Below are 22,870 nucleotides of genomic sequence, written 5' to 3'. Positions count from 1 at the left end.
CATTACGCCATCGCGTTATAGTCGATCAGGTAGCGCTCCATATAACGTGCGATCGCATTACGCAGAATTTCATATTTCTTACGCATTGGATCGCTGCGATGAAATATCAACACCACTTTACGTTTCGGTTCCGGGCTGACACAGCGGATATAACGAATATTTTCGTTGCTCCCTTGCTGGGTCGAGAGCAACGGGAAGAAGGACACGCCGCGATTAAACGCCACGCCGCGCCGCAGGGTTTCAAGGTGCATCGCCACAAAACGTGAATCCGGTTCCAGCTCGAACTGGTAACAGTAGCGCAGCACCTGGCTGTGCAGACAGTTGCCATCGTCAATCATCAGAATCTTATTATTTTTCAAATGCCCCATATCGATTTCGTTCATGCGCGAGTAGGGGTGTTGATGGCTGACGCCCAGCACTAGCGGCTCGTCGAACAGCGGCAGTTCAACGTATTTACTGGTGTCTTTATTGGAAGTCATGATCGCGCATTTGATGGTGTCGGACTCCAGCATATACAGCAACTGGTTGGTCTGCGCTTCGTGGATCTCCAGCTCAATTTCCGGGAAATTCTCGCGGCAAACGGCATTCAAATGGGAAAAGATATAGGGTGCCAGCGTCGGAATAATGCCGACATCCAGCGTCTGCATCAGGCTCTGATAGTGGCTGCTGCTGGCCATATTTTTCAGCGCTTCAATCTCCCGCAGCACCACCTGGGTTTGCTCAACCAGCCGCAGCCCGGTTTGCGTAAAGCGGATCTTGCGCGTCGTACGTTCCAGCAGTTGTAAACCGAGTTCGTTTTCCAGTTTACGCAACTGAGCGCTTAACGTCGGTTGACTGACGTTGCAGGCTTCAGCGGCACGCTGAAAATGTCGGTGCTTCGCCAGCGCGACAAGATACTCAAGATTACGGATGTTCATTATGGTCCCCGGGGCGCAAATTTCCGCGTAGTTGAGAGCCCACCTGTAGCAACGTGTTGTGTAAATGACGTCTTATTATTTTCAACTCTGTCATCAGGTTTCCCCCTCATGCCTGTACATGAGATTTGATGGTTTTTATTATTGCTTTCACTTTCAGCGGCATCCTGCCCGACTCCGGTGCACTCCCGCGCCGGACATTGCGTGTAATACCACTAATGCGTCTTCAACGAAGCCGCAAATAACGACAACATATGTAATGCGGACAAATAATAACCTTCACCCGAACGCAAAGACGTTTCCATCTGTGGATAGTCGCCCATGGTTAAATCACGCACCGCCAGAATGCCGCCAGACATCGGATAACTTGCCCGTTCGTTGTCTGCGACATCCACCCACGCGGGCGTGTCATTGCGAGTGTAGCCCGCCCAAAAATGACGGAAATTTTCCATCGAATGTTGCTGCGCATCGCTGAGGCTTAAATAAAGCGGAATGCGAATCGCATCGTAGCTGAATCTTGCCGGCCAGTTCGCGGCAGGCATGACTTCACCACTATTCTTAACAAAAATCCAGTCGCTGGGCAGTTGGCTCTTACCAAAACGCGCTTTATTGAGTAATTCGAGGCTCGATTTTTTCAGTTTTAACCAAATATTGTTATGCCGCTGCTGCCAGAAACTCTCCCAGGCCGGAAAGACAAAATAGGATGGGTTGAGAATATACCCATCGTCTTTGGTAAACCCAGTGAGGCCCGGCAGGAGTAATGTCCGGGAATCTTGTTCAATCACCAGGCAGTTGATAATTGCATCCTGAATATTTTCCGAGGCGGTGAGATAACTCTCATCGTGCCATTTATTGCCCGCCAGCAATAACGCCCAGGCGATCAATGTGTCGCCGTCGCTGGCGTTATTATCGTCCGTCACTTTGCGTTCGCGTGGATCGTAGCGCCAGGCAAACAGCCACAGCGATGGGCGTAATAAGGTGTTGCGCGTCCAGCGCCACACTTTTTCAAATGTGGCGGGATCGTCGTTAACGACGGCCAGTAACATGCCATATCCCTGACCTTCCGAATGGCTAATATCGCCATTTTCATGGTCGATAATGCGGCCATCCTGACTCAGGTAGTTCTGTTTAAACAGCCCCCAGTTGCTGTCCTGACAGCGGGCTGAAAAAGCGGTCATGGCCAGTGACAATAGCAGGCACGGCATGAGCCAGGTGGTTCTTAACATGAGACATCCTGTGGTGAAAATAGGGCAGTTACCGGCTCAGTCGTTATACCGCTTCGGCGATGCGTTCAACGGCGTCAGCCACGGGTTTTAACGTCAATTCGTGCTGCAACCACTGGCGGAAAGCCGGGCCGGTCGCGCCGTGACGTAAGCCGTACTCCACAAAAGCTTTCATATAGCCAATCTTGTCGCCGCAGTCGTGAGATTTACCGGTCAGGGCGTAAGCTTCCACCGGCGCGTTCTCCAGCAGCATCGCGATAGCATCGGTCAACTGGATTTCACCGCCTGCGCCGATCGGCGTTTTACGCAGCAGCGGCCAAATCGCCTTGGACAGCACATAGCGACCAACCACCGCCATGTCGGACGGCGCTTCGTCAACGGCCGGTTTTTCCACCATGCCTTTTACCAGACCAAAACCACCTGCCGGGAGGTTCATGCCGCCGCAATCCACCACGCCATAGCGGGAAACATCTTCGTGATTAACGGTTTCAATCATTAACTGGCAGGCGCCCGTCGTGGTGAAGCGATCGATCATTGCCGCCAGGTTATCCTGCGACAGATCGCAACGGCTGTCGTCGATCAACACATCCGGCAGCAACACCACGAAGTCGTTATCGCCAATTAGCGGTTCCGCGCACAGCACCGCGTGGCCCAGACCTTTGGAGTGTCCTTGGCGCACATGCATAATGTTCATGCCTGCCGGACAGATAGTCCGCACCTCTTCCAGCAGCTGATTTTTCACGCGCGATTCCAGCAGCGACTCCAGTTCAAAAGAGGTATCGAAATGGTTTTCGATGGCGTTTTTGGAAGAGTGCGTAACCAGTACGATTTCGCGGATCCCGCAGGCGTAACACTCCTGCACGATATACTGAATAAGCGGCTTATCCACGATCGGTAACATCTCTTTCGGGATAGCCTTGGTTGCCGGAAGCATACGCGTACCGAGCCCTGCCACTGGGATTACAGCCTTTAACATAATTGTTTCCTGTTATTTATTTTGCTGTTTAAAAATCAACACACAACGCTGTTGATGATGCCACCCGATTCATTTACGCCTGGAACCTGGTAGTTAATAAAATCATCACCGCCTCGCGCCTTCACTTTATAAAGGGCGGTATCAGCGGCTTTTAAAATAGAGGAAAAGTTCGGCCCGTGTTCCGGATAACTGGCAACACCAATACTCACCGATAATTCCACGGTTTGTTGCAGGTAATGCAAATACATCGGCTGGCGCGTGGCTTCGACAATTAATTGCAGCACGCCGCGACCGGCAGGTTCGTCAACGCCATCAATATAGGTGAGGGCGAATTCGTCACCGCCAAGCCGGCCAAGCAGTGTGGTGCGGGAAATACACTGTTTTACCCGGCTGATAAAGCAGCGCAACACTTCATCGCCTGCCGCATGCCCCAGATCGTCGTTAATATTTTTAAAGTTATCGAGATCCAGTATCGCCACCACAATCTGTGCGCCGTGCGCGTTAGCGGCACGGATTTTTTTGCGGCTACGAATATAGTAACCCTGGCGATTCAGGGTTTTGGTTAATGCATCATTGTGCGCACGAAAATGTAATTTCTCGCGGATCGCCATATGCCGGGTAATATCAAATCCCAGCAGGATAAAGGCAAATATTTCACCATTTTCATCGCGACGCGGCATTAAGCGGGTATCAAGCCAAAGCATCTCGCCGTTTTTTTTCTGCTGCGATATTTCGCCCTGCCAGTTATCACCGGTTTTTTTCGCAATACTAATCGCCATCGCCAGTGAAATAGCAACCGTTTCATCCGTCGACTGAAACAATACTTTGCCCAGCACCTCATCACGACTGAAACCCGTTAATTGATAGAAAAACGGACTGGCGTGAATAAGCTGGCCGGAGGTATCGAGAACCAGCGAAACAAAGGCATTATCCTCCATATAATTAACTGCCTCGATTTCAAGTTTCCTGCCTGAAACCATGATTTCATTAAACATGATGGTCACCTGATCGTTGATATAGGGTGGATATGCCTTTGCGACGTCATTCGTTAATGGCGTAACGGAAAATCAGCACGTCTTCGGTGGCGTTATCCTTCCAGCGCACCGGCACCTGATTGCCCGCGCCCTGTGACACCAGCCACTGCGAATACGCGCCTTCCAGCACATAGGCGCTGGCGCGACGCCAGCCCGCTTCGTCACGGTATTCCGGCGCATGCGGCCACGCGCAGTGCAGCAGGATCAGTTCGCGCTGGGCAGGCGCCATTTTGACAAAGCCCCAGTTGAACAGCTCCAGCACCCGGTTAATGCTCGCTTCCAGTTCGTTCACCGTGGAGGCGCCATCAATGGGATACCACTGGGCCATCATCTGGCCGATACGTCTCAGGGCTTCGGGATCTTTATCACCCCGGCCTTCGGTGTATTCGTTAAAAAACAGATACACCAGGTCATGCCAGCCAGCCTGATAATTGCGTTGTAAATAAGTGTCCTGATTGCTAAACATCATCTATCCCACGGGTTATTTGTCTTGATCGACGTAATATTTGAAATACACCAACGCTTTGCCTTCGTTATAACTGCCGAAGGTGTCGTACCCTAAGTTCGCACCGAGAGCCAGGTTGTCGCTGAGGTGGTAACGCGCATCCACGCCCAGCGTATAGCCAATGCCGTTTTTCGAAGTGGCTTTGTAGACGGCGTCCACATCGTCATCGTCGCTGGCGTAACTGTTTAATTCTGATTGCAGGCTACTGTGGCCCGGGAAGTAATCGCTTTTATCCTGCTTATAAGACTGATAACCCACCGCGCCATTGAGCGTCAGATCCCAGTCGTTAATGTGGCGCGTCAGCGTCACCGGCAGCGATACCGCCATAAAATCTTGCGGGCTGAAGTAACCGCCCTGGCCGAGGGTGTAGTAGCTCAGGTTGTGGTCAAAGTTCATATAGTTGACGTTCACCCCCACTTTCAGCTCGCTGTCGCTGGTTTTCCAGGGCCGCAGATAGCTGCCCGCCTGCGCGGTGACGGCGTGGTTGGTCGGCACATTTGTTCCGACGTAGGTATCGAAGCCCAGACGGGTATAAAGCCCGATCAGGTCGTTATCCCAGGCGTACTGCGCTGAAACGCCGTTACGGGTGATGCCGCCCCAGCTTTCACCGGTGCTCTTATCCTTTACCCCAACATACGACAGCAGGCTGTCGGTGACGGCACGGCGTTCTGCTTTCAGGTTCAGCGAACTGTTCTGCGTCAGTTTCGGGTTCCACTCCACGCCGCCCACCAGACGGGTGAACTCGCCGCCGGTCGGTGTGCTGCCGACATCCAGTTTGTAGCTGTCACCGCTCAGGCTGAGGCTTGCCGCCACGCCGTTTGCCTGCTGCGAACCCTGGCTGGAGGCGTTGGTTGAAGTGGTCGTTGTGCTGGTACTGGCCGCCGCTTCTGCCAGTTTTTCAGCATGTTCCAGCGCCCCGGAACCGAAGCGGTTTGCCGCCTCACCGGACATCTCGCCAGCGTTTAGCGATGTTGGCGTGATGTTCAGGCTCAGGCGCGTGCTGTCGCCCACCGCGCCCGAAAGGATCAGCGGCGCCTGCACTTCATCCAGCGCGCCAAGACCCGATTCACCATTACGGCTACGCAATGAAACGCCGCCGCTGGTCCAGGTGGCACTCTTCTCTTGCAGATCGCGCATCATGGTGTTGATGCCGCTCATAGCCGTAAGCTGCGCCTGGCGCGTTGGCGACGGCAGCGACATCACCGAACTCAGTTCATCGCTATCGTCATCGCCGCCCTGTCGCAGACGCCACTGGGCAGTGCGCAGCAGCGACATCGCCCGCTGATTTTCACCGTTGGCCGCCGCCACGCGCGCGGCCAGCAGCATATAATCGGCATCCTGGCTCGGCTCCAGCCCCGCAAAGGTTCGCCGCGCTTCGTCGTTATCGCCGCGGGCCAGCGCCATATTCACCATTCCTGTCAGCGCTTGCTTATCCCGTGGCGATTTTCGCAGCACGTACTGATAGATTTCCGTGGCTTTGTCATCCATATGATCGGCCTGGTAGACGCGCGCTACGGCCAGCAACAGATCGGTATTGGTCGGATTGTTTTGCAGTTCCGGCATTAACAGTGACCAGGCTTTGCCGACTTGCCCCTTTTCCCGCAGGCGATCGGCGCGAACGATCAAACCGCCTAAGCGGATCGCGCTCATCTCCAGCTCGCTGGCGCCGTTCTGCAATACCGGCGCATTCAGCAGGCTTTCGGCTTCAGCAAACTGCCCGGCCTGGTTCAGCACGCGGATCTGCCCGGCATAATCCAGTACCGAACCGTGTAACCCCTGCGCCTGGCTGTCGCGTACCAGTTGCAGCGCGCCAGCGCTGTCGCCGCTCTGCATCAATAACTCAGCAAGACGGCCCGCATCGACCGGCGATTGCGGCGGATTACGTTGCAGAGCCAGTAACGAGTTGCGCGCCGCGGTCGCATTGCCAAGACGCAGATAGTTGCGGGCAATATCCAGTTGTTGGTTGATCTGCACGCGCGTGTATAGTGCTGTCATATCGGCGCTATAACTGCTGCGCGGCACGCGGGCGAGCAGGCTTTGCGCGCGCGACCAGTCGCTCTCTTCGGCGGCATAGACCGCAGCGGCATACAGCGCTTCTTTATTGCTGCTGTCGCGTTGCGCCACGCCAGACATTAACGCCGAGGCCTGCTGTTTCTGCCCCGCTTTGCGCAGTACGCGGGCGTAATCGAGTTGCAGCCAGACATTGCGCGGGTATTTGCCGGAGGCGTTTTGCAGGATCTGCATCGCCCGTGAGCTGTTTCCGGCCTGCAATGCGGCCTGCGCGGCTTTGCGTTCGTTGTCGCCGTTATCGCCAACGGCGGCGTAACGGGTACGCAGACTGGCAGGCAGGGTTTGCAGCATGGCGTCTGCTTCTGCCTGTTTATTCTGCTGCTTCAGCACCCACCACAAACCCGTTCTGATATCGGTATTCTGTGGACGCTGCGCCAGCAACTGGCGATACTCCTCTTCGGATTGCGACAGCTTGCCCTGACGCCGCAGGATATCGGCCCGCAGCATACCCGCCGCCTGCTGCTGGTTTTCATCGTGGCTGTCGGCGCTCTGCAAACTTGCCAGCGCCTGGTCGTAGCTGCCTTTCTGGCTCAGGCTACGGGCCTGGCCCAGCGCGGCGTAGAAACGGGCGTTATCGGCATCTTTTATCCACTGCGCGCTGTTCTGGTTACTGGCATCTTCTTGCGCCGCACGACGCAGGAATTTCTCGGCATCGGCAAAGTTGTTCTGCCGCAGTGCGACATAGCCCATCCCGGCCAGCGCGTTGCCATTATTGGCGCGAGTTTGCAGCGCTTCGGAGAAGCGATCTTTGGCGCTGCCGAGATCGCCGCCGTTCAATGCATCAAAGCCCGCTTTAGTGGCATCGCCTTCCACGCTTTTACGGTAGTGATCCATCGGTGCACTGTCTTCCGGATGGCGCTGCGCCCAGGCGGTATACGCTGGCAGATCGCTGGCTTTGGCATCCAGCCACAGCAGCGCTTGCTGCAAGGCTTTGTCGGCGCTTTTATCATCGGCAGCCAGCGTGCTGAGCAGGGCGATCCCTTCCCGGCGCGTGGATTCCTGATAAGTGAGCGCCATCGCCAGCGCCTTTTTCGTTGGCTCATCGTCCGGCATCACGCTGGCACGCTGACGCATGGCGGCGACCGCCTCGCCCCAACTGGCGCTGTCACCGGCCATGGTCTGGTAATACTCCAGCGCCACGTCATCCGGCGGCGGATTGCCATTAAATAGCGCGCGCCAGGCGGCAATGGACTCTTTAATCTGCCCACGGCTTGCCAGCTGGCGCGCCGCGTTGAGTTTATCCTGCGGGATATTGCGCAGAGTGTTGGCGCTGGTCAGCGCGCTCAGGCGCGGGTCCTGCGGCGAAATATCGGCGATTTTTTTGCGCCACACTTCCGATTGCTGCACGTTGCCTTGTTGCAGTTGATAAAGCGCCATTAGATACATGGCATCGATATTCTTATCATCCGCAGCCAGTACTTTTTGCAGCGCATCGATGGCCATATCGTCGTGCGCTTTGCTGTGCCAGTAGCTGGCCTGCGCCAGCAATTTTTTCACTGCGGCCGCATTCGCGCTGGCGTCAGCAGTATCGGCAGCAGCAGGATGGCTGGCGCCCACCAGGCACAGCAGGTAAAAAGCCTGTGTCAGTTGTTTACGCGTATTCATTTTTTTGTTTTATCCTGCAGGCGTTGTTGGGCGTGGCGCTGAAGTAGGGTGAACAGCATCGGGCCGGAAGCCGCAGCAATCAGGCAGGCAAGGGCGACCAGCCAGAAAATATGCTCGCTGGCAAACCACAAAATTTTCATATAACCGGGCAGGTTGCCGCTGGTGAACTGCTCGCCCACCCGCCAGCTTTTGATCTCCCCGGCGTTGTTAACGGCGGTGAAATCGCCCCCGGCGATGGAGAGAAAGGCCGGTTTGTTCATGTCTTCCGCCAGTTGCGAAAGCTGGTGGTTGTCGGTCGCTGTCGCGACTACCACCACGCGCTGTGCGTTCCACGGCGAGCGCATGCTCAGCAAGCCGCGCCACTGATTGTTGTCGCTGAGATACTCAGCCGCATCCATATCCGTGCGCGCCGGGTCGCCGCGCAGCAGCGATAACACGCGGCTTACGGCACTGGCGGTTTTCACTTCCAGCGTATTTTCATTCAACGCAAAGGCGCTGTTTTGCAGCAGCGGATTCAGCATCTCGCCATTGCTCAGGCTGCCAATCGCCAGCACATCGCTGTCGGCCAGCTGCTGTTGCGCCTCTTCCTGTCCGGGCAGGCCGGTATAGAGGTGTAGATAATTGGCGGTAACGCCCGTATCGCGCCCTGATTGCGCCATCAGGTTGAGCAGCACGGTGGCGTCATCAACCGTAGGGTGCGCAGGCATCAGTACCGTGGTTTGCGCGAGGTCAGCATGGCGCGTGAACGGGAACATTGCACTGCTGAACCACGCCAGGTTCGGCAGCTTGCCGAAGTGCCATGCGCGGCTGAAATCGAGCGTTGAATCACCGTCAATCCGGCTCTGGATGTTCTCATCTGCCATGGCGTTGCAGGGAGCATTTTTCTGCGGTTTCAGGCCGAACCAGAAACCGAGTTGATTGTTGCCGAGAATGGCGCGCGGATCGATGTTGACCACTGCGCTCTGCTGGCGCTGCGATAAACCGAGCATCGACAGCACCGGCGCCAGCATTCCCTCTTTGCTGACCGGCAGACGTTTAAGGAACTCGCCGTTCAGGCTGACGTTGAGGAAGGAGTCCTGATCGTCAATCCAGTTTTTCTGCGCAAAGCTGTAGTTGAGGTGCAGCGGTACGGAGGAGCCATCCCACAGGAACAGATCCGGCGCGGTACGAAACGGCAGACGGTTCTCGCCGTGCCAGACGCCGTGGGCAATCAGCGCGCCCTCATCCGTCAGCAGCGAGCGCACGGCAACCGGGTGTTCAGTGTTGATCCAGCGCGGCGCATCGTAGGCGGCTCGCTGGGCGATTTTCAGCGTCGGCACATCCAGCGTGTCGCTGTCCGGCAGCGCCGGTAATGTCAGACGCCACGCCGCCTGGCGTAGCTGCATCTCGTTGTGGCCGCTAATGATCAGCAATTTCCAGGCCGGGTTTTGCGGGTTATCAATCACCTGCAACGCTGCGCCGTTGGTTTCCGGCAGGGTGATGCCGCCAATGGTCTGGCCCGGTTTGCCAATCAGAATGCCGTTGCCGACGGGCAGGGCATCGTACTGCACGTCAAAGCGGCTGGGTTTGCCGTTGCTTAATGCGCCAAACTGCGAGGCGACAATTGCTGATGCGGTCAGCACGTCCGCATCCGGCATCGCCGGGTAAGCTATGCTGATCGCCTGATCTTTGGTCTGTTTGATATCGACGAAGGGGCGCGGGAATGTGCCCAGCGTTTTGCGAACGTTCAGCCACAATCCCTGATAGTTCAGCGACGATTCCGGCTGTAACGTCACTTTATAATCTGCGGGCAGCGGGCGCTGGCAGCTCCAGACATTATTAATAATGTCGTCGCCGGTTTTCAGCTGGAAGCTTAGGTTGTTGCTGGACGCGACCATCGAGGCCGGGACATCCAGTTGCCAGTAACCTTTATCCTGCTGCAACTGATCGAGCGGGATGGCGCCCAGCGGCTGACCATTCAGCATCAGTTGCAGGTTTTCGCCGCTGACATCGCTGCGGTTGACCTGCACATTCAGACTGATATGTGCGTCGGTGATCACCAGATCGCCAGGCAGGTTGAACGACATGCCGTTTTGCAACTGCTGGCCGGAGAGCGTCAGCCCGCCGGTTGCGCCCATATCGCCAAAGCTCAGGGTGCTGGCGATATTCTGGTTGCTGGTATTCGCCGGAACCATCTGCTGCGGCTGCGCAGGCGTTGTTCCTTGCAGCGAAAGTGGTGTCGGCAGCGTCGGCGGCGCGTCGTTATCGCTTGAGAGCGCAAATGCCGGGGTATTCACCGAACAGGCAAGCAGGGTGGCAAGTGCGATAGGCTTACAGCGCATTGTTAACCTCTTCCTGCTTTTTCGCGACGACCTTCATCTGGCTGTTAAAACCGCCCGCCATTTTTTTGCGGCCGAAAAACAGCTCAAACACGCACTGCAAAATCCCCAGAAAGGAAGCGAGTGGGCGATCCGGCGCATGCGGCGGACGATACCAGGCATCGGCGCGGGAAAGCACCACCCGGACCAGCTTGCGGCGTTCGCTCAGCGGCAGCGTGTCAAACTCCAGACGAATATCGCCGACGCCGGTACCCGCAGAGAGAATAGGCACATGGGCAATCTCACCGCCCAGACCCAGTTCGATACGGACCGGAGTTTTGCTGCTCAGATCTTCTCCTTTCACCAGCGCCACGCGCGCGCCACCCATCGAGATATCAAAGGTACGGGTCTGCATTTTGGATCCGTCGGAAAAGAGCACGGTCACCGGCAGGCGAGCGTAAATACGAATGGTTTTGCGGATCTGTTTGGTCTCTTTCGCCACGGCAATCGAGGCCAGCAAAATGATGGTACTGAAAGTGCCCCACGCGATATTGAACAGAATGACGCGCGGATCGATCCCGGCGTAGTCGTGCATGAAGTAGCGCACGCCCACCCAGATCATGCTGCCGACCATCAATAGCGTGGTGATGATCAGCGGGCGTACGGTGTGAGCGTCGAAGTAGTCGCGGTCCGTCAGATCGCCTTTGTCGGTCACGTTGAATTTCCCCAGCCGCGGTGAAATCAGGCTCAGCAGCGTCGGCAGGATCAGGTGGAATGCCATCACCGTTTCGTAGATTTCGCCCCAGAACGCGTAACGATAACGCCCGGTGATGCGCGAGTTCACCATCGTGGAGAGCACCAGGTGCGGCAGCACGTAGGCGAAAATCAGCGTCGCTGAGGAGGAAATAATGTTGAGGTTGAACAACATAAACACCAGCGGCGAGGTGAGGAACACCGCGCGCGGCAGGCCATACTGGAAGTGCAGCATCGCATTAAGGTAACAAATGCGCTGGGTCAGCTTCAGGCCGCGCCCGAGCAGCGGGTTATCAATACGGAAAATTTGCGTCATGCCGCGCGCCCAGCGAATACGCTGGTCCACATGCAGCGCCAGCCGTTCGGTTGCCAGCCCGGCCGCCAGTGGGATATCAAGGAATGCTGTGTTCCAGCCGCGACGCTGTAATTTCAACGCGGTGTGGGCATCTTCGGTTACCGTTTCTACCGCAAAACCGCCCACTTCATTTAACGCGCTGCGACGGATCACCGCACAGGAGCCGCAGAAGAAGGTGGCATTCCAGTTATCGTTCCCTTTCTGTACCGGGCCGTAGAACAGCGCACCTTCGTGCGGAACGCGTTTTGCTGCCGTCAGGTTGCGTTCAAACGGATCGAGGGAGTAGAAGTGGTGCGGTGTCTGGATAAGTGCCAGTTTTTCATCGCGGAAAAACTCGCCGACGGTGGCCTGCAAAAAGACGCGGGTGGCAACGTGGTCGCAGTCGAACACGCAAATCAGCTCACCCTGGGTGAGGGTCATGGCGTGGTTCAGGTTGCCCGCCTTCGCGTGGCTGTTATCCGGGCGGATGATGTAATGGACGCCCGCTTCGGCGGCGAAATCGCGGAATTCATCGCGTTTTCCATCGTCAAGAATATAGACTTTGACTTTGTCCTGCGGATATTCAATACACTGCGCCGCCAGCACGGTATCGCGCACGACATCAAGGCTTTCATTATATGACGGCACATAAATATCGACCGTCGGCCAGGTGGATTTATCCGGTGGTAATGGCGCAATAGGGCGTTCTAATGGCCAGGCCATTTGAATATAACCGAGCAACAGAATCGTCCACGAATATATTTCTGCCGCAAACAGCAAGCTGCCGAGCAGCATTTCCAGCGTTGAATCGAAATGCAACGTTGTGGTGGCGCGCCACCAGATATAGCGCGTGGACATCAGTACCGAGAGTGTCAGCATTGCTAACACCGCTTTTTTTCCTTTCACCCGCCCAAGAATTAATACAGCAGCCATCACGCTCAGGCCAAAGATGTATTGTTTATCGCTGTTCATCGGTGTGATGACCACCAGCAGCGATAGTAAAAGTAGTACCAGCGTGAAAATAAATCTGATGATTTTTTTCATGTTTATAATCTTGCACAGAATAGAATAAAGGCAGACCGGCACAAAACTGTTCCGGTGACCTGTTAAAATTCACAACCTGGCCGACTCATCTTTGTCGCACGAAATGCAGCGACATTATTGGCTGGCAGGACATGATAAATCGTGCTTTATTATTGCCACACGGCGATTTCACCTGTTGGCATTTATTTGCCAATGACCGTAAATAACATATCCAGACGAACAGGATTGCGTTCGCGAATTTCAACCTCGGCCGGGCGGCTGATGGCCGCAACGCTGTCCAGAATACCTCCGGCTGGTGTCGAGAAGGCCTCCGGCGCGGCAATGGGTACCGGTTTGCTTTTCGGCCAGGAGAGGGTGTTGGCCGGGATGTCCGCCGGAGCGCTGGCATTCCTGGTTTCCTTACGGCTTGCTGCCGGGCTGACGGCAACCGTCGATTCCTGCACTTCATTGCTGATGCCGGGTGCTACTGCTGTTGTGGTTACTGCTTGCATTGTTTCACCATCTTCAGTCATTTCCTGGAAAGAAACACCGGACATTTTCAGTTTTTCAGCCAAAGAACCTAAATCATCGTACATAGTGTTTGCCTGACCCCGATGTGTTGAATACGAACTATAATAAGCAATACGCCTTCTCTATTACCGTGCGACTGTGCAGGCGCTAAAGCTAAATAGACGGCATCAATAAAAATTCCCGTCATGCGTTTTAAATGAGAATTTCCTTATATACTGTCGGCGGCGGTCAGTTAAGGTCAAGTGACGTTATCGATAAATGGTAATGAACTTATTTAATGTGTCTATGAATGATCTCTTTATTTCTAACGGCATCGTGAAGCAAACCCAGCCTGCATGGGCATTATAGCCAGCGTAGAGGGAAAAGTTATCGCTGTGCGGAGAGTCAGTCTTTTAATTGATAATTACGAAAGGTTGCAATCTTCATTATTTATCCATAATTCACTTTTTTAAATCAGTTTTTATTTGTCGGCCACCTGTGTTGTTTCTTTAACGATAAATTGCATTTTATATATAGAGTTTGTCTATAAATGTCGTTGTCTATTAATATTGCGGCTGGTTGATATTGAACCTGGTTATTTTTTCAATTAGGATGTCGACGAACTCTTCTTTAAGAAAAAAAGATTATGCATTCTGAAAATGATATTTTCGGCTCTGATAATATGCTTGCCGCACTCGAAAATGTTCACGATGCTGTCGTACTACTGGATAGTATGGAAACCGTGTTTTTCTTTAATCGTGCGGCGGAGAAATTATGGGGCTACCCGCGAATTTCTGTGCTGGGATGTAAAGCCTCCGCTATTCCGTTGTTTGGCTCACTCGATGTGATGCCGACGGGCACCGAAAGTGAGCGTGCGTTAACGGTGATCTCCGCTACCGGTGAAGAGACATCGCTGGCTGCGACCATTAGTTATGAAGGTAGCGGCAGCATCGGTTCTCCCTGTCGTATTGTCGTACACATCGATCAGGAGCGTGTCACGAAGCTCTCGACCTTTGATCGGCTTACCGGCCTGCCGAATCGTGGCGCGCTGCACCAGTATATTGATCAGACGCTGGCCAGCAGCGTGTGCGATCGCGCGGCGTTTTTCTTCCTCGATCTCGATCATTTTAAAGACGTCAATGATGCGCTGGGCTACGCCGCAGGGGATAACGTGCTGGTGGCGATTGCGCAACGTCTGATGACGGAGTTCTCCCGCCAGGGGTTTGTCAGCCACGCCGACAGCGATGCATTTGTGCTGGTGATCCCGGATTGTGATGACACCCGCGCCACCAGCATTGCGCAGAAGATCCAGGCGCTGTTCCGTATGCCGTTCAATGTTGCCGATCTGGCGCTGAATGTGACGGTCAGCACCGGTATCAGCCTGTACCCGGATCACGGTGTTTCGCGCGATGGTTTGCTCAAACATGCCAACCACGCTTCGCATCTGGCGAAGGCGGCAGCGTCCGGCGGTTATCTGTTCTTCAGCACCGAGATGAATCAGGTCGATCAGGAACGTTTAAAACTGGCGGCGGCGCTGAAGCTCGCCATCGCCAGCAATTTGCTGCATTTGCACTATCAACCGCAAATATGGCTGAAGAATGGTGAGCTTTATGGTGTAGAAGCGCTGGCGCGCTGGACCGATCCGGTACTGGGCGATATTCCCCCTGGAAAATTTATCACCCTGGCCGAAGAGACCGGCGAGATTGAAGCCATTGGTCGCTGGACACTCCATGAAGCTTGCCGCCAGATGGCGGAATGGCGCAGTAACGGCATTCATGTGCCGGTGGTATCGGTAAATCTTTCGCCGATCAACTTTTATAACAGCAGCCTGCCGCATTACATCTCCTATCTGCTGCGGCAATACCGCATTCCGTCGAGCTGCCTGACCATTGAGATCACCGAAGGGGTGATGATGGACAAGCGCCCGGAAACGATGGAAGTGATCTGCGCGGTGCGCGAACTGGGCGTCGGGCTGTCGATGGACGATTTTGGCACCGGTTTCTCCTGCCTGTCGCGTCTGGCGCATTTACCGATGACAGAGCTGAAAATCGACCAGAGCTTTATGCGCGATCTCAGCGAAGGCAGCAAAATGAAAGCCATCGCCACTACGGTGGTGAAAATCGGCCAAAGTCTGCATCAGACCGTGGTTGCCGAAGGGGTGGAAACCGAGCAGCAGCGTAATCAACTGCGTGATTTGCAGTGCGACATTGCTCAGGGCTATCTCTACTCCCGCGCCCTGAATGCTTCTGCGCTGGCGGGATGGTTGCAAAGCCGGTTACAACCCGAAATGCGTTATGAGTGAAATCGCAAGGTAGCAGTGGCCCAGGTCTGAAAGGAATATCAGGCCGGAATAACCCCCGGTGCGTGTCCAGTGCCGGGGGATTATTTTATTCCTTTTTTAATAATATTATCCTGCCGCCTAACTGAAGAATTTCAGTGCCACCAGAAATAAGCAGAAAAATAGCATTCCCCATGACATTTGACGATGCGCTTGCCGTGCAGGATTGGTACTGGTGGTTTTATTTTTGCTCGTGTCGATGTTCATAATGAAATATTACCCTGACCGATAATAAACCGATGCCATCCCTTGCCAGGCGGGCATGTATGAAAAACGATGAACGATGGCGCGCCAGCAGGCTGGGCGTCATTTTTTTGTTTTATAGATGATGTTTATTAATTTACTTATATATATAGAAATACCGTTCGAAAATATTTATTTTGCAGCTATGCTGAATAAATAAAGATAAATTATCTTACCTGTAAAAAATGAAAAATACACGAGTAAATTTAGCTTTGGGAGAATTAATTTATAGCGATAGCTACTTTCTATTATTCAGCGTTAATAACTGTGATTGCATAAATAAATACTGCCAGCGGCGAATACGGAGCGGCGATAACGAAAAAGCCTGACGCAATGTTGCGCAACGAGGCTATGATGACTTCTCTTGCTGGACGACAGCGCAGGTAGGGCCGCAATAGACCTGCAGGATCGGGGATCGCCGCCCGCCATTACGCAAATACGTGCGAATATGATTCACTTTCCTGTGCATAGTCGGCAGTTTATGTATTACAGGTAGTTATATTATGGTGGTTCTCTTGCGACCTGGGCGCATTCTGGCAGGGTGAATATCAGGACGCAGGGATCGGCGAGAAACGCTATCTCGCTCTCTCCAACCTTGGCGAGCGGGTTCTGCAACTGGAAACCATCTATGAAACCACGCCGGTGGCGCTGTGCATGATCGATCGCCAGGGGCGAATGGTGATGTCCAACAAAGCGATGGCGAAGTTGTTGGGGAACACTGTACCGCAGGGCTTTGAAAGCCATATTCAGCAGTTGATGCCTGACTACTGGCCCTTTTTCCTTACCGATTTTGCCCTTGCTGACAATGGCGAAGAGTTGCCTTCGCGCGAACTCGGCTGGCGCGATCGCTGCTACGATATTCAGTCGGTGCCGGTGCGCGATGCTATGGATGCGGTCGTCGGTTTACCGGTGACCTGGGTGGATATCACCGAGCGTCGTCATGCGGAACATAAGCTCGCCAGCGCGAATAAAGTGCTGCAACAGTACGCCCAGCTCGACCATCTGACCGGTTTGTTTAACCGTCGCTATATGGATGAGTGTCTGCTGGCGGAGATCGCCCGCGCGCTGCAGGAGGATTTTCCGCTGTCGGTTTGCCTCGCGGATATCGATTACTTCAAAAATTACAACGACAGCCAGGGGCATCAGGCTTGAGATGACTGCCTGCGCATCGTTGCCAAAACCCTGACCGCATCGCAACTGCGCAGCGACAATAATGTCAGCCGCTATGGCGGCGAAGAGTTTCTGATTATCTTACCTGGCACCGATTTGGCGCAGGCTATGGGGATGGCTGAAGGCGTGCGCAGTCGTGTCAGCGCGCTACAGATGCCGCATGACGCCAGCCCCATCGGCTTTATTACCATCAGCATTGGTCTGGCGACATTGCAGTCCGGGAAGCCGGGGGGATAAACCGCTGCATATGGTTGCCAGCTGCCTGAACCATCGGGCTGATACCGTGCTTTATGCGGCGAAAAAACAGGGATGCAACCAGGTCTTTTCCACGCGGGATATCTCTTCCAGCCAAAAGGGAGCTATCAAGCTCCCTTTTAACGTCTCAGGCCAGCGCCTGTTTCCAGTCGGCAATCAGATCGTTTTCATCTTCAATACCCACCGACAGGCGAATCAACTGTGGCGTAATGCCGTTCGCCAGCCGCTGTTCCAGCGGGATTGAGGCGTGCGTCATGCTGAATGGCTGGCTGACCAGGCTTTCGACGCCGCCCAGGCTCTCGGCCAGCGTAAAGAGTGTTAATTTATTGATGATTTCTGTTGCCCGCACATCGTCGCCTTTCACCACCACGGAAATCATGCCGCCAGGCAGTGCCATCTGTGTGCGGGCCAGTTGATACTGCGGGTGAGATTCCAGCCACGGAAACCACACCTTTTCCACCTGTGGCTGCTGTTCCAACCAGCGGGCAAGGGCCAGAGCGTTGCTGCTATGGCGTTCCACGCGCAAGGAAAGGGTGCGGATACCACGTAGTGTCAGGAAACTGCTGAAGGGATCGAGCACGCCGCCGACGGCGTTTTGCAAGTAACCGAGTTTTTCCGCCAGTTGCGGGTTATCACCGACCACTGCCAGACCGGCAACCACATCCGAATGGCCGTTCAGGTATTTGGTAGCGGAGTGCACCACAATATCGAAACCCTGCTCCAGTGGGCGATGGATCACCGGCGATGCAAAGGTGTTGTCCGCCACGCTCAGCACATTGTGACGTTTGGCGATGGCGGCGATAGCGGCGAGATCCGCCAGCTTCAATAGCGGATTGGTGGGTGTTTCCACCCAGATCATTTTGGTCTCCGGACGAATGGCGGCTTCCAGACCGGCCAGATCGTCCGGTTTCACCCAACTTACCTGCAATCCGGCACTGCGGCGGCGGACATTTTCAATCAGGCGATATGTGCCACCATAGACATCATCAATCGCCACCAGGTGGCTGTCTTTATCCAGCAGTTCCAGCACCGTGGAGATACTGGCGAGACCGGAGGCAAAGGCATAACCGCGTGTGCCGCCTTCCAGTTCGGCGATAGCCGTTTCCAGCGCGTGGCGCGTTGGGTTGCCGCTGCGCGAGTATTCATAGCCGGTGTGCTGGCCCGGCGCGGGCTGCGCAAAGGTGGAGGTGGCATAAATCGGTGGCATTACTGCACCGTGTTGGTCGTTGAAAATACCGCTGTGGACGCTTTGCGTTGCCAGATTTTTCATTTGTTTTTCCTTATTGTTCAAGACGGTTGCGCCATGTAGTCAGCACATCGCTGCGGGTTATAAGTCCGACAAAGCGGCCGTTATCGGCGATCACCGCCACCAGACCGCGATCGAAAATGTTGCGCAGAACGCTTTCCGGCGCATGCTTATCGAGAATTTCTACGTTACGCGTCATCGCTTGACGGACTGGCAGGGAAAAGCGCTGGCTGTCGCCCTGAACGTGGCTTATCAAATCCCACTCGTCGACGATACCGACCAGCTGGCCGTTTTCCAGCACCGGCAGTTGCGAAATGTCATACAGCCGCATGCGTGCCAGCACGGCGGCGAGGCTATCTTCCGGCGCGGCGATAACGGTGGCACCTTCGTCGTGACGCAGGGCGATAAAATCTGTGAGATCGCCATTCGACGGGCGCGTCAGTAAACCTTGCTGGTGCATCCAGTCGTCATTAAACATCTTCGACAGGTATTTGTTGCCGCTATCGCAGGCGAAAGTGACCACCCGTTTTGGCGAGGTTTGCGCCTGGCAGTAACGCAGTGCGGCGCTGAGCAGAGTGCCGGTGGACGAGCCCGCCAGAATACCCTCCTGCTGCAGCAAGTTGCGCGCGGTGGCAAAGGCTTCACGGTCGGTGATGCGGAAAGCTTTATGCACGCCATCGATGTGTGCCAGCGGTGGAATAAAATCCTCACCGATACCTTCAACCAGCCAGGAACCCGGCTCGCCATAACGGCCGGTTTCAACCTGATCGGCAAGAATTGATCCTGCCGGATCCGCCAGTACGAACTCGGTGTGCGGCGAGTGCTGCGCGAACCAGGTCTGTAAGCCGCCAAGCGTGCCGCCGGAACCGACGCCGACAACGATGGCATCAATTCGGCCGTCGAGCTGGGCAAAAATTTCTGGTGCGGTAGTGGTCGCATGTGCCAGGGGATTGGCTTCGTTATTGAACTGATCGATGTAAAACGCCCCCTGCGTTTCCTGTGCCAGACGGCGTGCATAATCCTGGTAGTAGGCCGGATGGCCTTTGTTGACGTCGGAACGCGTCAGGACCACTTTTGCACCCAGCGCGCGCAGATGGAAAATCTTCTCGCGGCTCATTTTGTCCGGCACCACCAGGATTAGCGAATAGCCTTTTTGTGCAGCGATCAGCGCCAGCCCCAACCCGGTATTTCCGGCGGTGGCTTCAATAATCGTGCCGCCAGGCACGAGCAGACCCAGGCGTTCCGCTTCATTGATCATCGACAGTGCGACGCGGTCTTTAATGGAACCGCCAGGGTTCTGGTTTTCCAGTTTGAGAAATAATTCACAGGGGCCGCTTGCCAGTTTATGCAACTGCAACAGCGGCGTTTGGCCGATCAATTCGGTTACTGAATGGAAGACAGACATTATTTATTCACCCGTGGAAAAAACTGATGCACGGATGATAGGTCTGTCATTTTTCGCTTTTAAAGAATCTTTATTCGGCGTTTAGAACAAACGGAAATATAAAGCTCTATTTAGCCATCGGGAAGGAGAGCCGTATAGTCGTCTGGACGTGTTAATAGCTAAAAAACGCCTTTTTGCGCTGATTTCATGCACTTTTTGCCGCTTCTTTGCCGGAGTTATGCGTTTTCCGGCAATAGATTGCGAAAAAAATCCTTATGGCCAAATTCCGCATTCCGCCGCCTTTAGCACTATTTGTTATAAGTGAATTGCATTTAGTTATTTGAAATATAACTACAGCTGATTATCATCTGGACATCCATACTGCTAAACCGCCAAACGGAAACACCAACGAATGATCGTGCTAAGGAATATTTCCAAAATTTTCGACCAGGGAAAGGCATCGATTACCGCCGTCGACAGCGTCAATCTGACGGTTGAGCAGGGGCAAATTTACGGAATTATCGGCTACAGCGGTGCCGGAAAAAGTACGCTGATCCGTTTGCTGAATGGCCTGGAAAAGCCGACTCGCGGCAGCGTGGTGATTAATGGTCAGGACATTTCGCAGGCAAAGGGCGAAGCCCTGCGCCAGGCGCGTCTGAAGATCAGCATGGTCTTCCAGCACTTCAATTTATTGTGGTCGCGCACGGTTAGCGAAAACATCGCCTTTTCCATGCAGATTGCCGGTGCGCCAAAAGCGAAAATTAAGGCTCGTGTGGCGGATCTGATTGAACTGGTTGGGTTGAAAGGCCGGGAGAATGCGTATCCGTCGCAGCTTAGCGGCGGGCAGAAACAGCGCGTCGGCATTGCGCGGGCACTGGCTAATAACCCTGACGTGCTGCTGTGCGATGAAGCGACCTCGGCGCTGGATCCGCAGACCACCGATCAGATCCTCGATCTGCTGCTGGATATTAATCGCCGTTTCAAGCTAACCATCGTGCTGATCACTCATGAAATGCATGTGGTGCGCAAGATCTGCGATCGGGTCGCGGTAATGGAGAACGGCAAAGTGGTGGAAGAGGGCGACGTGCTGAACGTCTTTACCCATCCGCAACAGCCGATTACCCGTCAGTTTGTGCGCCAGGTAAGCCAGTATAAAGAAGAAGAGACGTTCGACCCGGCGTTGAACAGCGATCTCGACGGTACGGTGATTAAGCTGACGTTTACCGGCCACAGTACGCACCAGCCGATCGTCGGTGAACTGACGCTGCGTTACGGTGTGCCGTTCAATATTCTGCACGGCAAGATGTCGCAGACGGCGCACGGTGTTTTTGGACAATTATGGGTGCATGTGAAGGCAACTCCGGAACAACTGGACAATATCCTTGCGGATTTGCGCAACACCGATATTGCAAGCGAGGTCGTAACACATGGCTGACTCTTTTTTCTCTCACCTGAAATGGGAGCAACTCTGGGCGGCGACACAAGAAACGTTATATATGACGACGCTCTCCGGCGCGGCAACGTTCGTATTAGGTATTTTTCTGGGGCTAGCGCTGTTTCTGACGGCGCGCGGCGGGCTGTTTCAGAACCGCACGCTGTATAGCGTGATTTCGATTCTGGTGAACGTCTTTCGCTCCATCCCGTTCATCATTTTGATCGTACTGTTGATTCCTTTTACCAAAACCATCGTCGGGACTATTCTCGGCGCGAATGCCGCGCTGCCTGCGCTGATTGTCGGTGCGGCGCCGTTTTACGCGCGCTTAGTCGAGATTGCGCTGCGCGAGGTAGATAAAGGGGTGATCGAGGCGACGCGTTCAATGGGCGCTCGTCTGAGCACACTGGTATTTCGAGTATTACTGCCTGAATCATCGCCTGCGCTGGTGTCCGGTATTACCGTGACGCTGATTGCGCTGGTGAGCTACAGCGCCATGGCCGGGGTTATTGGCGCGGGCGGATTGGGTAATCTTGCTTATCTGGAAGGATTCCAGCGCAACCACAACGACGTCACGCTGGTGGCGACGGTGACTATCCTTATCATCGTCTTCATTATTCAGTTCTGCGGCGACGTGATCACTTCTCTGTTAGATAAACGATAATTATTGGAAACCACCATCATGAAAAAAACACTGACACTGATTGCCGCAGCAACCCTTAGTGTTCTGAGCTTCTCTTCCTGGGCGGATACACTGACTGTCGGCGCATCCAACGTGCCGCACGCGGAAATTCTGGAACAGGCGAAACCGATTCTGGCCAAGCAGGGCATCGATCTCGAGATCAAACCGTTCCAGGATTATATTCTGCCAAACACCGCGCTGGCCAGCCGCGAACTGGATGCGAACTACTTCCAGCATATTCCGTACCTGAACAGCGTTATCAAAGATCATGCGGGCGACAAATCTTATGATTTCGTCAGCGCCGGTGCGATCCATATCGAGCCGATTGGTATCTACTCTAAAAAATACAAATCGCTGAAAGACCTGCCGGAAGGCGGCAAAGTGATCATGCGTGATGCCGTTTCTGAAGAGGGGCGTATTCTCTCCATCTTCGAAAAAGCGGGTGTGATCAAGTTAAAACCGGGCGTGGATAAAGTGACCGCGCGTATCGACGATATCGTTGAGAACCCGAAAAAGCTGAAGTTCCTGCCGAATGTAGAAGCAGCGCTGCTGCCGCAGATGTATAACAACAACGAAGGCGATGCGGTGGTAATCAACGCCAACTATGCCATCGATGCGGGCCTGGATCCGGTACACGATCCCATCGCCGTTGAGAGCGGTGAAAACAACCCGTATGCCAACATCATTACCGTACACCGCGGCGACGAGAAGAAAAAAGATATCGTGGCGCTGGTGAACGTGCTGCACTCCAAAGAGATTCAGGACTGGATCCGCACTAAATATAAAGGTGCGGTGATCCCGGTTAACAACTGATCCCCTTCGCGCGTGGTCTCATCTGGCCGCGCGCCATTTTCTTCTGCCTCTTCTCTTTTTCCT

The 22,870-nt window shown here is 54.3% G+C and carries 15 protein-coding genes and 1 pseudogene; 5 read left to right on the top strand and 11 right to left on the bottom strand.

All coding sequences use genetic code 11. The annotated features are described in order from the left end of the window. Nucleotides 1-2: 2 nt before the first annotated feature. From oxyR to BM427_RS09540, 9 genes are all read right to left on the bottom strand, one after another. On the bottom strand, nucleotides 3-917 hold the full coding sequence (gene oxyR, locus BM427_RS09580) for a DNA-binding transcriptional regulator OxyR (RefSeq protein WP_007370304.1): 915 nt from the start codon (nucleotides 915-917) through the stop codon (nucleotides 3-5). A 212-nt stretch (nucleotides 918-1,129) separates the two neighbouring features. Next, nucleotides 1,130-2,140 (bottom strand): family 8 glycosyl hydrolase, encoded by a 1,011-nt coding sequence (locus BM427_RS09575; RefSeq protein ID WP_090121148.1) that lies wholly within the window; start codon nucleotides 2,138-2,140, stop codon nucleotides 1,130-1,132. A 43-nt stretch (nucleotides 2,141-2,183) separates the two neighbouring features. Beyond that, a complete protein-coding gene (gene galU / locus BM427_RS09570) occupies nucleotides 2,184-3,113 on the bottom strand; it encodes a UTP--glucose-1-phosphate uridylyltransferase GalU (protein WP_090121146.1) in 930 nt (309 codons plus the stop codon). Between the two features lie 35 nt (nucleotides 3,114-3,148). Beyond that, entirely contained in the window at nucleotides 3,149-4,108 is a 960-nt protein-coding gene (locus BM427_RS09565) for a GGDEF domain-containing protein (RefSeq protein WP_090121144.1), read from the bottom strand. 46 nt (nucleotides 4,109-4,154) lie between these two features. Next, nucleotides 4,155-4,616, bottom strand: coding sequence for a cellulose biosynthesis protein BcsD (bcsD, locus tag BM427_RS09560; protein ID WP_043956712.1), 462 nt, complete (start codon nucleotides 4,614-4,616; stop codon nucleotides 4,155-4,157). Nucleotides 4,617-4,628: 12 nt separating this feature from the next. Further along, on the bottom strand, nucleotides 4,629-8,327 hold the full coding sequence (locus tag BM427_RS09555) for a cellulose biosynthesis protein BcsC (protein ID WP_090121143.1): 3,699 nt from the start codon (nucleotides 8,325-8,327) through the stop codon (nucleotides 4,629-4,631). Further along, the gene (gene bcsB / locus BM427_RS09550) at nucleotides 8,324-10,648 is read right to left on the bottom strand and encodes a cellulose biosynthesis cyclic di-GMP-binding regulatory protein BcsB (RefSeq protein ID WP_090121141.1); all 2,325 of its coding nucleotides are present in this window, start codon (nucleotides 10,646-10,648) and stop codon (nucleotides 8,324-8,326) included. Before bcsB ends, BM427_RS09555 begins: the two co-directional genes overlap by 4 nt. Beyond that, on the bottom strand, nucleotides 10,638-12,755 hold the full coding sequence (gene bcsA / locus BM427_RS09545) for a UDP-forming cellulose synthase catalytic subunit (RefSeq protein WP_090121725.1): 2,118 nt from the start codon (nucleotides 12,753-12,755) through the stop codon (nucleotides 10,638-10,640). Before bcsA ends, bcsB begins: the two co-directional genes overlap by 11 nt. 182 nt (nucleotides 12,756-12,937) lie before the next feature. After that, on the bottom strand, nucleotides 12,938-13,330 hold the full coding sequence (locus BM427_RS09540; protein WP_090121139.1) for a hypothetical protein: 393 nt from the start codon (nucleotides 13,328-13,330) through the stop codon (nucleotides 12,938-12,940). 560 nt (nucleotides 13,331-13,890) lie between these two features. On the opposite strand from BM427_RS09540, the gene BM427_RS09535 reads away from it, so the two are divergent. After that, nucleotides 13,891-15,546: a sensor domain-containing protein gene (locus BM427_RS09535; RefSeq protein ID WP_079517397.1), complete on the top strand. Its 1,656-nt coding sequence runs from the start codon at nucleotides 13,891-13,893 to the stop codon at nucleotides 15,544-15,546. Nucleotides 15,547-16,479: 933 nt separating this feature from the next. Continuing rightward, nucleotides 16,480-17,232: pseudogene (locus BM427_RS09530) on the top strand (sensor domain-containing diguanylate cyclase). A 145-nt stretch (nucleotides 17,233-17,377) separates the two neighbouring features. Here BM427_RS09530 and BM427_RS09525 read toward each other — a convergent pair. Further along, a complete protein-coding gene (locus BM427_RS09525; RefSeq protein WP_090121138.1) occupies nucleotides 17,378-18,520 on the bottom strand; it encodes a trans-sulfuration enzyme family protein in 1,143 nt (380 codons plus the stop codon). Nucleotides 18,521-18,530: 10 nt separating this feature from the next. Continuing rightward, the gene (locus BM427_RS09520) at nucleotides 18,531-19,901 is read right to left on the bottom strand and encodes a pyridoxal-phosphate dependent enzyme (protein WP_090121136.1); all 1,371 of its coding nucleotides are present in this window, start codon (nucleotides 19,899-19,901) and stop codon (nucleotides 18,531-18,533) included. A 391-nt stretch (nucleotides 19,902-20,292) separates the two neighbouring features. On the opposite strand from BM427_RS09520, the gene BM427_RS09515 reads away from it, so the two are divergent. From BM427_RS09515 to BM427_RS09505, 3 genes are read left to right on the top strand one after another with little or no spacing between them, the layout of a single operon-like run. Then, entirely contained in the window at nucleotides 20,293-21,315 is a 1,023-nt protein-coding gene (locus BM427_RS09515) for a methionine ABC transporter ATP-binding protein (protein WP_090121135.1), read from the top strand. After that, nucleotides 21,308-21,976, top strand: coding sequence for a methionine ABC transporter permease (locus BM427_RS09510; protein ID WP_090121134.1), 669 nt, complete (start codon nucleotides 21,308-21,310; stop codon nucleotides 21,974-21,976). Before BM427_RS09515 ends, BM427_RS09510 begins: the two co-directional genes overlap by 8 nt. An 18-nt stretch (nucleotides 21,977-21,994) precedes the next feature. Further along, nucleotides 21,995-22,807, top strand: coding sequence for a MetQ/NlpA family ABC transporter substrate-binding protein (locus tag BM427_RS09505; protein ID WP_043956721.1), 813 nt, complete (start codon nucleotides 21,995-21,997; stop codon nucleotides 22,805-22,807). Nucleotides 22,808-22,870: the final 63 nt, after the last annotated feature.

This window comes from Kosakonia arachidis, assembly GCF_900116535.1.
In the GTDB taxonomy this organism is placed as follows: domain Bacteria; phylum Pseudomonadota; class Gammaproteobacteria; order Enterobacterales; family Enterobacteriaceae; genus Kosakonia; species Kosakonia arachidis.
This window is presented reverse-complemented; position numbering and strand designations above follow the sequence as displayed.